The sequence below is a fragment of the Kitasatospora indigofera genome, from assembly GCF_014655955.1.
Taxonomy (GTDB): domain Bacteria; phylum Actinomycetota; class Actinomycetes; order Streptomycetales; family Streptomycetaceae; genus Kitasatospora; species Kitasatospora indigofera.
This window is the reverse complement of record NZ_BNBO01000020.1, coordinates 127,207-138,329: the sequence shown is the minus strand read 5'-3', so window position 1 is coordinate 138,329 and position 11,123 is coordinate 127,207. Positions and strand designations below refer to the sequence as shown.

At 75.6% G+C, this 11,123-nt stretch carries 10 protein-coding genes; 7 read left to right on the top strand and 3 right to left on the bottom strand.

The window, feature by feature from the left end:
• Positions 1 to 160: 160 nt before the first annotated feature.
• Together IE329_RS19045 and IE329_RS19040 are read left to right on the top strand one after the other, a co-directional pair.
• The gene (locus IE329_RS19045; RefSeq protein ID WP_229927578.1) at positions 161 to 880 is read left to right on the top strand and encodes a TetR family transcriptional regulator; all 720 of its coding nucleotides are present in this window, start codon (positions 161 to 163) and stop codon (positions 878 to 880) included.
• A 650-nt stretch (positions 881 to 1,530) separates the two neighbouring features.
• On the top strand, positions 1,531 to 2,040 hold the full coding sequence (locus IE329_RS19040; RefSeq protein WP_190212109.1) for a Zn-ribbon domain-containing OB-fold protein: 510 nt from the start codon (positions 1,531 to 1,533) through the stop codon (positions 2,038 to 2,040).
• A gap of 82 nt (positions 2,041 to 2,122) precedes the next feature.
• On the opposite strand, the gene IE329_RS19035 is transcribed toward IE329_RS19040, so the two are convergent.
• Positions 2,123 to 2,572 carry a MarR family winged helix-turn-helix transcriptional regulator gene (locus IE329_RS19035; RefSeq protein ID WP_190212108.1) on the bottom strand — a complete coding sequence of 150 codons (450 nt, stop codon included), beginning with the start codon at positions 2,570 to 2,572 and terminating at the stop codon, positions 2,123 to 2,125.
• 544 nt (positions 2,573 to 3,116) lie between these two features.
• Positions 3,117 to 3,881 carry an AAA family ATPase gene (locus tag IE329_RS19030; protein WP_229927577.1) on the bottom strand — a complete coding sequence of 255 codons (765 nt, stop codon included), beginning with the start codon at positions 3,879 to 3,881 and terminating at the stop codon, positions 3,117 to 3,119.
• A gap of 250 nt (positions 3,882 to 4,131) precedes the next feature.
• On the opposite strand from IE329_RS19030, the gene IE329_RS19025 reads away from it, so the two are divergent.
• From IE329_RS19025 to IE329_RS19010, 4 genes are all read left to right on the top strand, one after another.
• The gene (locus tag IE329_RS19025) at positions 4,132 to 6,048 is read left to right on the top strand and encodes a N,N-dimethylformamidase beta subunit family domain-containing protein (RefSeq protein WP_190212106.1); all 1,917 of its coding nucleotides are present in this window, start codon (positions 4,132 to 4,134) and stop codon (positions 6,046 to 6,048) included.
• Positions 6,049 to 6,215: 167 nt separating this feature from the next.
• The gene (locus tag IE329_RS19020) at positions 6,216 to 7,616 is read left to right on the top strand and encodes a condensation domain-containing protein (protein WP_190212105.1); all 1,401 of its coding nucleotides are present in this window, start codon (positions 6,216 to 6,218) and stop codon (positions 7,614 to 7,616) included.
• A 124-nt stretch (positions 7,617 to 7,740) separates the two neighbouring features.
• Positions 7,741 to 9,264, top strand: coding sequence for a class I adenylate-forming enzyme family protein (locus IE329_RS19015; protein WP_190212104.1), 1,524 nt, complete (start codon positions 7,741 to 7,743; stop codon positions 9,262 to 9,264).
• Positions 9,265 to 9,508: 244 nt separating this feature from the next.
• Positions 9,509 to 9,811, top strand: coding sequence for an acyl carrier protein (locus tag IE329_RS19010; protein WP_190212103.1), 303 nt, complete (start codon positions 9,509 to 9,511; stop codon positions 9,809 to 9,811).
• Positions 9,812 to 9,907: 96 nt separating this feature from the next.
• Here the strand turns inward: IE329_RS19010 and IE329_RS19005 are convergent, their stop codons facing one another.
• Entirely contained in the window at positions 9,908 to 10,393 is a 486-nt protein-coding gene (locus IE329_RS19005) for a cysteine/serine endopeptidase inhibitor (protein ID WP_229927576.1), read from the bottom strand.
• Between the two features lie 312 nt (positions 10,394 to 10,705).
• Here IE329_RS19005 and IE329_RS19000 point away from each other — a divergent pair, with 312 nt between their 5' ends.
• Positions 10,706 to 11,101: a contact-dependent growth inhibition system immunity protein gene (locus tag IE329_RS19000; RefSeq protein WP_229927575.1), complete on the top strand. Its 396-nt coding sequence runs from the start codon at positions 10,706 to 10,708 to the stop codon at positions 11,099 to 11,101.
• Positions 11,102 to 11,123: the final 22 nt, after the last annotated feature.

The following is an 11,123-nucleotide window of genomic DNA, read 5'->3' as shown; positions in this document are numbered from 1 at the left end:
CACCGCCTCCCGGAGCATGTCGTGCTCCTCGGTGGTACGGAAGAGATCGAAGTCCTGGTTCATGGAAAGCTCCCTCGCAATGGCACTCAGTACCCCAAATTATGCACACTGAGTGTCGCCCGGCCCAGCTCCTGAGGGTACTCGGTGCTACCGTCCCTGCATGAGCGAGGTGCGCAAGCAGGACCAGGCGGCGGCCGTCGAGAAGCCGACCATGCGGGACGCGCTGGTGACGGCGGCGTTCCGGCTGTTCATGGAGCGGGGCTTCGAGCAGACCACCATCGACGACATCGTCGCCGAGGCCGGGGTCGGGCGCCGGTCCTTCTTCCGGCACTTCCCCTCCAAGGAGGACGTGGTCTTCCCGGACCACGACGGCTGCCTCGCCGAGATGACCGCCTTCCTCCAGGACGCGGACGACGCCGGCGACCCGGTCGAACAGGTCTGCGACGCCGCCCGGCTGGTGCTCCGCGCGTACGCGGTGAACCCCGCCTTCTCGGTGCAGCGCTACCTCCTCACCAAGAAGGTCCCGAACCTCCGCGCGCACGAACTCTCGGTGGTCTGGCGCTACGAGCGGGCGCTGGCCGCCCACCTGAGGGCCCGCTACGCGGCCCGCGCCGACGGCGCGCTGCGGGCCGACGTGATCGCCGCGGCCGTCGTGGCGGCGCACAACCACACCCTCCGCACCTGGCTGCGCTCCGGCGGCGAGGGCGATGTGACGGCGGCGGTCGGCCAGGCGCTGAGCTTCGTGGCCGAGACCTGGAGCGGCTCGCAGGCACCGTCCGCGCCAGAGTCGCAGGACGACGAGGTCGTGGTGGTGGTCGCGAGGCGCGGGACGCCCATGTGGCGCGTGGTGCGCGGCGTCGAGGCCGCCCTCGACGTCTGACGGCCGCCTGTCGTCCCCCCGTCCGTTGCCCGCTGTCCTTCGTCGGCCGTCGCGTTCCCCGCTGTCCTTGCGTCCGGGGCCCGGGGTGCGCCGCGTCCGGTGCCCTGCTCCTGGCCTGGACTTTTCCGGGGTCGGCAGGGCTGTCGTGCGGGCTGTCACGAGGGTGGATGGCACTGCGTTCCCCCATCGAGGGCACTGAGTGCCTTTACAGGTCGACACCCAGTGCCATATCGTCCGGAGGAGCGGGCCCCTCGGCCGCCGGCTCGGCGCGAGCGGCCGGCCGGGCGGCCCGCCAAGGCGGTGGTGGTCCGCCACGCCCTCCGTCGGCGCCAGGGAGGTACGGCATGGGTGCGAGGACGCCGGACCCGGCCGGGGCCGCAGGTCGTGGCGGGCGGGGCGCGGGGGTGATCGGCCGGTGCGACGGCCGGGGCCACCGCGGGTGCGCCGCCCGCTGACCAGCCCCCACCCCGCCGGATCTCCACGAGCCACCCGGACAGCACGAACAGCAGTACCCGGAGAGGTCCGGCGAAGTGCCGGCCCCGACGACACGGCGTCCGGGAGCGAGCCAGGGGCGGGGGCCGCCCCGGCCCGGCGCCGGACCGCCCGCCCGAGCCCGTCTTCCTGTTCTCCTCACCCCTCAAGGAGTCACCATGGAACTCGCCGTCGCCACCCCCGTCGCCGCCCTTCCCGCCACCGCCCTTCCCGCGGCCGGCCCGGCGGGTGCGAGCATCGCGCTCGCCGACCTTCCGGTCGCCGAACCGGCCTTCCCGGTGGCCGAGTTGATCCACCTGCGGTGCCGCTGGTGCCGTGCCGCGACGGCGCCGACCTGCCTGCTCTGCCCGGTCTGCGGGTCGGCCGACCTGCTCAGGGAGCGCGGCTCCGGCGCCGGTACCGTGCAGCGGCTGCTGCCGGCCGCCCAGCGCGGACAGCACCGCCTGACCCCGTACGTGATCGCGCTGGACGAGGGCTTCACCGTCCGCGCGGCGGTGGTGGGCGCCCTGCCCGGCGCGGTCATCGCCGGCACCCGGGTCCAGCTGTCCGCCGTGACGGGCGCCGGACGGATCCTCACCTTCCAGGTCTCGCCGGACCAGGTCTACGGCCACCTCCGCAACCCGGCGCCGGCCCGGCATTCCGTCAGGTCCAGCTACTGGGACCTGTGACGCCGGGTTCCTCCGACGGGCGCGGCTCCACCGCCCGTTCCCGGCTCCACGGCCCGCTCCCGGGTGCCCGGCCGGCCGGGGCTCAGGGGCGGGGCGGGGTGAGCTGCTCGGCCAGCTGCCAGAGGTCCGGCAGGGCGGCCGAGATCCGGTCCAGGGACTCGGCCGGCAGGTCGGCCAGCGCGTTGGCGACCCCGAGGTGCAGGTTCGAGTCGATCTGCCGGCCGGCGCCGAGCATCGCGCGGGTCGGCCGGAGCTGAGCCGTCCGGCGGTCGTCGGGGTGCGGCGTGCGGTCGAGCAGCCCGTCCCGCACCAGGAGGGTCACCAGGGTGCTGACGTTGTGCGGCTGCATGTGCAGTGCCTCGGCCGCGTCCCGGACGCTGATGCCGGGCTCGTCCCGGACCAGCTGCAGCAGCTCCACCTGCGCCGGTGGGCGGACCTGTTCACCGGCGGGCGGCCGGCCCGCCTGGTTCAGGACGCGGTGGAGCGTCCAGACCAGCCGGGTGAGTTCGGCGGGCACGTCACGGGTGTTCATGCTTCGGATTTTACGTCTGAACTGCGACGATCCGGCTCGGGCGGCCGGTGGCGCGGGCGATCCGGACCGCGCGCGGAACCTGGTGCGGAGGGTGTCTCCCGGGGCGGGTGGGGCGTACCATGCAAATGGCTCTAGCGATAGAGCGTTCCGCCCGGACGGCGGGCGGGCAGCCCCTCCCGGAGCGGGCGGCCCGGACGTGCCGGGCGGGGGCGGTCGCCCGCCCGGGAGTGGAACCCGTCGAGGGACCCGGCCGGACGGCTTCGCGCGCACGGGCCGTCGGCGCCTCCGGTGCCGACGCGCTCCGGTCGTGCGAGACGGCCGGCAGACCGTGGGGACGGGATGCCGGCCGTTCGTGCGTCCGGGCGGTTTCGTGGGCCCGGCTCGGACCGGTGGTCGCTGGTGGCCGGTACCGGTGGTGACCGGCAGGCGGCCGCTGGCGGGTGACCCGTGGCTGGCGTCCGGCGAAGGCGCCGGGGAGGTCGCCCCGCCGAGGCGCCCGGCGAAGGCGTCCCGCCAAGGCGCCCGGCGAGGGCCTCCGGCGGGGTCAGCCCCGGGGTGGCCCCTGGGCCGCCGCCGCGTCCCCGGCCGCAGCGGCCTCCGCCGGCCCGAAGGCCGCCGTGGCGTGCTCCCGGGAGGACCGGTCGAGCAGGAGCACCGAGCTTGTCTCCGCCAGGGCGGCAGGCAGCGCGGTCCTCGCGGGCGTACTCCCGCCGTCGGCCGTCGGTCCGCCAAGGTCGCCGCCCGGCCCGCCGGCGGCCGGGGGCGGCAGGTCCCGCAGGAGCCGCTCCAGGCCCCGGCAGTGGCGGGCGAACACCCGGCGGGAGGCCCACCGGCCGCGCTCCCGCTGCCCCGCGAGGGCGTCGGCGGGGCTGAGGTCCAGCAGGACCAGGTGCAGCTCCCGGCCGCGCCGGGCCGCGCCGGCGGCCAGCCAGCGCCGCAGCCACGGCCGGCTGCCGCAGTCGTGCACCAGGAGCGGGCCGCCGCGGGCCAGGGCCGCGCACAGCCGGCGGAAGTGCAGCAGCCGCGCCCAGGGGCGGTAGACCGCGTAGGGGAGCCGGGCCGGCATCACGGCCTCGCAGGCGAGGTGGACGTCGCGCGGGTCGATCACCGGCGCGCAGGCCGACCAACGCCGCAGCAGAGTGCTCTTGCCGCTGCCGGGCAGGCCCGAGATCACCACCACGGCGTCCGCCGGGTAGCGCAGGACGGGCGTCGCGCCCGGGTGTCCGCGCAGGTCCAGCAGCCCGCGCGGGTGCGGCGAGGCGCTCGCCCCGGCCGGTCCTCCGGCCCCGCCGTGCGGCGCGGTCCGCACTCCCGCCACACCTGCCCGTCTCGTACCGCGCACCGCTGCTCCCTGCCCCGAATCCACTGCTCACAGCCTTGCACAGGGCGCAACCGGACCCTGCGGTGGGCGTCCCGCCGGCCGGGAGGAGCCTTGACGCGACCACTGGTCTATGCCAATCTCCCTCCAGGTCCGGACCTCTGCGGGCGATCCGGAGCCGGCACGACACAGTCTGACGTTCCGTCAGCACAGCTCGCAGCACGGGGAAGGAAGGCGTGACGTGGCCCTGGTGGCGCATGCGGCGGCGACCTCCTGCAAGCAGGGCGGCACCCTGCGGTTCACGGTCGCCGGACCAGGCCCCGGCCTGGTCGTGGTCGAGGACGCCGTGGACGGACGCCCGGTGCACCGCGCCGAGGTGAGCGCCGGGCCCTGGGACCTGGCCGTCCCGCCGCACTGGCGCAGCTCGCTCTACCGGGCGGTCTTCACCCCGGGTGCCGGGGAGGAGAGCGAGGTCTGGTTCGTGGTCCGCCCGGCCGAGCCCGGGGTGCGCTCCCGGATCCTGCTGTCCGTGCCCTTCGCCACCTGGCAGGCCTACAACCGCGCCGGCGTCCCGGGCGAGGGGCTCTACTGGACCGAGGACCCGGACCGGGCGGCCCGGGCCGGCTTCGACCGCCCCGGCGGCGGCCCGCCCCCCGAGCGCTGGGAGGCCGGGCTGATGCGCTGGCTGCGCCGGCACGGCCCCGACGTCGAGTACTGCTCCAACCTCGACCTCCACCTCGACCCGCAGGCCCTGCTGCCGTACCAGCTGCTGGTGGTCAACGGGCACGACGAGTACTGGACCTGGGAGATGCGCGACCGGGTCGAGGGCTTCGTCGCGGCCGGCGGCAACCTGGCCGTCTTCGGCGCCAACACCGCCTGGTGGCAGATGCGGCTGGAGGACGGCGGCCGCACCATGGTCTGCTACCGCGACGCCGTCGCCGACCCGATGGCGGCGGTGGCACCGGAGCGGGCCACCGTCGAATGGTCCAGCCACCCGGTGAACCGCCCGGAGAACAGCCTGACCGGGCTCAGCTTCCGCCAGGGCGCGGGCTGTTGGGGCCCCGGCATGCCGCAGATGTACCGCGAGGCGTACACCACCGCCTTCGCCGGGCACTGGGTCTTCGAGGGCACCGGCCTGGCCGACGGCGACACCTTCGCCCGCGGCGGCCTCGGCTACGAGACCGACGCCGCCGAACTGGACTTCACCGACGGCGTCCCGGCCGCCACCGGCCGGGACGGCACCCCCGCCTCCTTCACCGTGCTGGCCACCGCCGACCTGCGGCACTGGGACGCCTACGGACAGGGCGGCTGGGCCGTGATGGGCGTCTTCGACTCCGGGGCCGGCACGGTCTTCAACGCCGGCACGGTCAACTGGGGCGCGGCGCTGGACGATCCGGTGGTCCACCGGATCACCCGCAACGTGCTCACCCGGCTCGCCGCCCCGCCCCGGACGGACCGGTGGACCGCGATCGGCGCCGCCCACGGGGCCACCGCGCTGGCCGGCGCCGGGGCCTGGCTCTTCGCCGCGCAGCCGGACGGCACCCTCGGCGTCCGCCCGTCCGGGCCGCAGAACCTCCCGCTGCGCCCGCTCGGACCGGCCCCCGGCATCGTGGCGCTGGCCGCCCCCCGCGAGGCCGTCACGGGCGGTCCGCTGCACCTGTACGCGGCCGACGGCGCCGGCCGGCTGCTGCTGCGCCCGGCCCGCCCGGAGGCCGCCGGCTGGACGCCGGCCGGCCGCTGCCCGGCGGGCACCAGGGCGCTCGCCGTCTGCGACGGCCTGCTGTACGCGCTGGACGGGAGCGGCGCGCTCTGGTCCGCCCCGCAGGGACTGCCGGCGGGCTCCACGGCACGGGAGTGGACCCGCCTCGCCCCGCCGTCCCGGCTGGTCGCCCTGACCGCCGTCAACGGGCGGCTCTACGCGGTGACGGCCGAGGACGTGCTGCTGCACCGGCGGCCGGGGCCGGCGCAGGAGTGGCAGGAACTCGGCCCGGCCGGCGGCAGCGTGCTGCTGGCCGGGCAGGCGGGCCGGCTGGTCGGCCTCGGCGTCGACGGGGTTCTGCGCACCCGTGGCGTGCTCCCGGCCCAGGGGGCGGGGCCGGCGCCCGGTGCGGCCCGCCCGGCCGTGGTGGCCGGCGCCCTCGACCGTAGCCGGGCCTGAGGCGCCGGCGGCACCCGGGCCCGGAGGCCGGGCACGGGCCGGGCACGGGCCGGACAGGAGTCACGCAGGGGGCAGCGGCCGGTCACGGCCGGGCCCGGGGCACGGGCCGGCCCCGCCGGGGTGGGCCCGGTGGGACGGACACGCGCACACATGAGGAGCTCAGGAGCATGACGGAACTCGCGGCCGGGGAGCAGGTCCGCCTGGAGAAGGTGGAGTTCGACGGGCAGTCGTCCGGCACCGCTCCGCTGACCTGGGGCCAGCGGGCGATCTGGTCCGCGATCGGCCGGACCAGGCCGGGGGACTGGTACTTCAACTTCTGCCGGACGCTGATGCTGCCGCGCCGGTACGACCTGCCGCAGGTGCTGGCGGCGATCCGGTTCGTCCTGGAGCGGCACGAGTCGCTGCGGACCAGGCTGACCGGAACCGACGGGGAACCGCTCCAGTCGGCCGCCGCGGCCGGGGTGCTGGAGGTCGAGGTGCTGGAGGTGGCGGCCGGTGACCGGGAGGCGGGCGCCCGGGTGGCCGAGCGCTTCGCGGCCCGGGGCTTCGACTACGAGCGGGAGTGGCCGGTCCGGATCGCGGTGCTCACCAAGGGCGGGGTGCCGGCCGAACTGGTGATGGCGTTCTGCCACCTGGCGGCCGACTACGAGGGCACCGGCTACCTGCTGCGGGACATCCGGGCCGCGCTGGCCGGCCGGACGGCGGATCTGCCGCCGGCCCCCCGCCCGTCCGAGCTGGCGCTGCACCAGGAGTCCGCCGAGGGGCGGCGGTTCGCCGAGGCGGCGGCCGCCCACTGGGAGCGTGCGTACCGGCTGATCCCGGTGTCGATGTTCCCCGCGGGGGAGTACGTGCCCGCCGAACCACGCTACCAGCGGCTTGAGTTGATCTCACCCGCGCTCGCGGTGGCCGTCCCGGCGGTGGCCGGGCGGCTGGCCGTCAGCACCTCGACCGTGCTGCTGGCCGCGGCCGGCGCGGTGCTGCGGGGCCGGACCGGGCACGACACCGTCGCGATGCTGGCGATCTCCGGCAACCGGGTCGCGCCGCGGACCAGGGAGATCGTCTCCACCCTGTCCTTGGAGGCGCTGGTGGTGCTGCCGTTCGAGGGCGTCACGGGCTTCGAGGAGGCGGTCCGGGCCACCGGGCGGGCGGCGATGGCGGGTTACCGGTTCGGCCACTACGACGAGCGCGACCGGGACCGGGTGGTGGCCGCCGAGAGCGCCCGCCGGGGCGAGCCGGTGCACCCCTACTGCTGTGTCAACGACCTGCGGGGCGCCGGGCAGGGGGCGGCGGTGGGGCGCGGGCCCGCCGGTGTCCACCCGGCGGCGCTGCTGGACGGGACGCGGCTGCTGGAGCTGTCCCCGCTGGAGCAGCTGAGCTGCCGGTTCTGCCTGCATTTCGACGACGCGCCGGGGGCCTTGTCGATCCGGCTGACCGCCGACACCGGCTGCCTCCCGCTGCCGGCGATGGCGCGGTTCCTGCGCGAGACGGAGCGTCTGCTGGTCGCCGCCCACGACGGTGAGGTGTCGCTCGCGGGGTTCGGTGTCCACGGACCTGAGGATCCACGGTAGTTGGCGTCCTCTGATCCTTGACCCCTCAGATGGTCTATGCCAATCTCTCTGCAGGTCTGGACCAGTGCTCCTTGTCTGAGGGGCCGGGGCCGACCCGCAGACCACGGGGAGAGTGGCACGTTCCATGCACAGAACCAGATCCGGCGATCCCGGGAACCCCCTCACGGGCACGTCCGCCGGGACGGTGCACGGGTTGCTGGAGGCCAGGTCGCAGGCCCAGCCCGACCGGGTGGCGATAGCCACCGACGACGGCCGGTCGCTGACCTTCGCCGACTGGCACCGGCGCTCGACCGCCGTCGCGCACGCCCTGGCCGGGCGGGGGATCGGCCCCGGGGACCGGGTCGGCCTGCTCTTCGGGCTGCGCGACTGGCCCGAGTACGCGCTCTGCTACTGCGCGGTGACCAGGGCCGGCGCGGTCGCCGTGCCGGTCTCCGGCCGTCAGCCGGCCGAGGCGGTGCGCCATCTGCTCGACCACTGCGGCGCGGCCGGCCTGATCACGGCGCCGGGGGTGGACCGGCCCGAGGGCACCTGGTGGACCGGCCGGCTCGACGAGCTGGAGGCCGAGGCCCCCGCGCACCCGCCGGAGCTGCCCCCGGTCACCGCCGCCGACCTCGCCCAGGTGCTCTACACCTCGGGAACCACCGGGCGCCCCAAGGGCGTTGCCGCCACCCACGGCAACCTCACGTACGGCACCCGCCCCACCGCCCGGCACCGGCCGCTGGCCCACTCCGAGCAGTTCCTGCACTCCTTCGCGGTCGGCACCAACGCGGGGCAGACCATGCTGGTCAACGCCCTGGACGCGCACGCCGGCGCCCTGGTCGCCACCCACTTCACCCCCGGCCGGTTCGCCCGGCTGATCGAACAGCGGTCCGTGGGGAGCGTGTTCGTGGTCCCCGCGATGGCCGCCGAACTGCTGCACGCCAAGGTGCACACCCGCTTCGACCTCTCCTCCGTGCGGCTGCTCGGCTCCACCGCCGCCGCACTGCCCCCCAAGGTCGCCACCGGACTCACCGGGGCCTTCCCCAACGCGACCGTGGTCAACTACTACACCTCCACCGAGGCGGCCCCGGCCCAGACCGCGATGATCTTCGACCCGGCCCGCCCGACCGCCCTCGGCCGGGTGGCCCAGGGCGCCGTGCTGGTGGCCGGCCCCGACGGGCGCCCGGTGCCGGCCGGCACGAGCGGCGACGTCCACCTGCGATCACCCGGCTCCCAGCGCTCCTACTACCGGGACGCCGAGGCCGGCGCCCAGGTCTTCCGTACCGGCTGGGTCCGGATGGGCGACATCGGCTTCCTGGACGAGGACGGCTACCTGCACCTCGTCGACCGCGAGTCGGACGTCATCAAGTCCGGTGCCCACAAGGTCTCCACGCTCCAGGTGGAGGCCGCAGCGCTGGAGCACCCCGCCGTCGCGGAGGTGGCCGTGGTCGGCCTCCCGCACCCCGTGCTCGGGATGAGCGTCGCCGCGGCCGTCGTTCCCGCCGCCGACGTGCCCTTCGACGCCGCCGAACTGCGCGCCTTCCTGGCCGGACGACTGGCCGCGCACGAGATCCCGTCCCGGATCGCCACCCTGGCCGAACTGCCGCGCAACGAAGGCGGAAAGCCGCTCAAGCGAGCCCTCCGCGACCTGCTTGCCGCACCCGCGTGACCTGTCCCGTCCTGACCTGACCTGACGCCCCGTCCTGACCTGCCCGTCCTGACCTGCCCTGACCTGACGCCCCGTCCTGACCTGCCCGTCCTGGCCTGACCCGACCTGTCCCGTCCTGGCCGGGCGGGCCGCCGGGGGCGAGCCCGGGCCGCGCCGACCGGGGCTCGCCCCCAGTGCCCCACCAGTCCTGCGTCAGTCCGACATCCCGACCGTGGCCGGCAACGCCAGGCCGTCAAGGAGCACCATGACCGACAACCGCACCGTCGTGACCGTCCCGGCCGAACTCCGCACGGCGCTCGCCGCGCTGGCCTCCGAGGCCTGCGACGGCGAGCTGTCGGCCGCCGAACTGCTGGCCGCCGGAGGTACTCCGTTCGTCCTGCTGGGCGTCGGCTCGCTGGCCCAACTGCGCCTGCTGGACGCGGTGGAGAGCACCTACGGGGTGTTCTTCGACCTCACCGGCCCGATCGGCTTCCCCGACGGCCTCGACGCGCTGGCCGAGAACCTGGTCGCCGAGCACGGCGTCACCCCGACGGCGGACGCCGGCTGAGCCGTGCCCGGTGCGACGCCGGACACCCCGGGTGCGCCGCCGGACACCCCGGGTGCGCCGCCGGACACCCCGGGGGTGGCGGCGGCCCGGCGTCCGTCAGTGCCCGAGGACCGAGCCCGCCACCGGCTCCGAGACCGGCACCGCCTGCCCGGCGAGGCCGGTCCTGACGAACTGCCAGGTGATCCCGTTGATCACGCCCTGGCCGAGCGGGGCGAACCTGGCGAAGGCGGGCTGGCTGAGGTCGATGTGGGTCGAGTCGCAGGACGGGCACTTGTCCCGGACGGGCACCGTGAGGGTCTTGCCGCCGTAGCTCACCTTGACGGAGATCCCCTTGCAGAGCGGGTCGTTGTTGGGGTTGGCGGTGGTCCACCAGCTGTACGGGACGGCGACCAGCAGCTGGGTGGCGGCGTTGATCTGCGTGCCGCAGGCGCCGTATCCGCTGTCGTTGTAGTAGGTGGCCCTGCCGGTCATCGGCTGGTTGACCGGTACGGCGGCGCCGGCCGTACCCGCCCCCAGGGCGACCAGCGCGAGGGCGGCGAGCGGGGCGCCGGCCGTGATCCTGAGGTTCCTGGTGATGCGCACATCGGCCTCCGGTCGGTGTCGAGGACAGGGCGGGGTGCGGGCGGGAGTCGCGGACACATGCGCTTCGAAGCGGCGGAGTCGGTTGTGCAGACGCCCGCTCCGGGGCGAACCTATGCCGGGTCCGCCGGGGAGGTCCAGACCTTTGACATGTTGTCATGAACACAAGGCAGGATTCTTTACCAACTCGCCCGGAGCGAGGACGATGCGCGTCCTCCGGGCGATGTGCGGCTCGTCCGGAGGCCGGCCGCGCCGCCGGCCCCTTCGGGCGATCGCTGAGACCACGTCCGGAACCCGGCATGCGACGATCGGTCGGTGACTCGACCCGTGGACCGTGAACGCTCCCTGGAGGAGCTCGACGGCGACCGCCGGCCGGCCCCGCCGGGTGGCGGAACCCGGCTGACGGCGACCGTGCACGAGCTTCGGGGCAAGCCGATCGGCGGCCTGACGGTCGAGGACATGCGTTTGCTGATCAGGCAGGACGTGGGCCTGGCCCACCTGCTGCCCCTGGCGGTGGAGGTCCTCCGGGCCGACCCGACGGCGGCAGGCGACATGTATGAGGGTGATCTGCTGGCTGCCGTGCTCACCAGGAGTGCGGAGGCCTGGCGCGAGTTCCCCGAACTCGGGCGGGAGGTCCGCCTCATCGCCTCGGCGTCGGCGGAGACGCTGCCCGCGCTGCGACGCGAGGTCGAGGGGTTCTTGGCCCGGTAGCTCGCGGGCGGCGGCAGCCGCC

Excerpts from the sequence above, each read along its gene's own strand:
- IE329_RS19035 (WP_190212108.1), bottom strand. The coding sequence starts at position 2,572 with ATGAACACCCGTGACGTGCCCGCCGAACTCACCCGGCTGGTCTGGACG.
- IE329_RS19015 (WP_190212104.1), top strand. The coding sequence starts at position 7,741 with ATGCACAGAACCAGATCCGGCGATCCCGGGAACCCCCTCACGGGCACG.
- IE329_RS19020 (WP_190212105.1), top strand. The coding sequence starts at position 6,216 with ATGACGGAACTCGCGGCCGGGGAGCAGGTCCGCCTGGAGAAGGTGGAG.
- IE329_RS19010 (WP_190212103.1), top strand. The coding sequence starts at position 9,509 with ATGACCGACAACCGCACCGTCGTGACCGTCCCGGCCGAACTCCGCACG.
- IE329_RS19040 (WP_190212109.1), top strand. The coding sequence starts at position 1,531 with ATGGAACTCGCCGTCGCCACCCCCGTCGCCGCCCTTCCCGCCACCGCC.
- IE329_RS19045 (WP_229927578.1), top strand. The coding sequence starts at position 161 with ATGAGCGAGGTGCGCAAGCAGGACCAGGCGGCGGCCGTCGAGAAGCCG.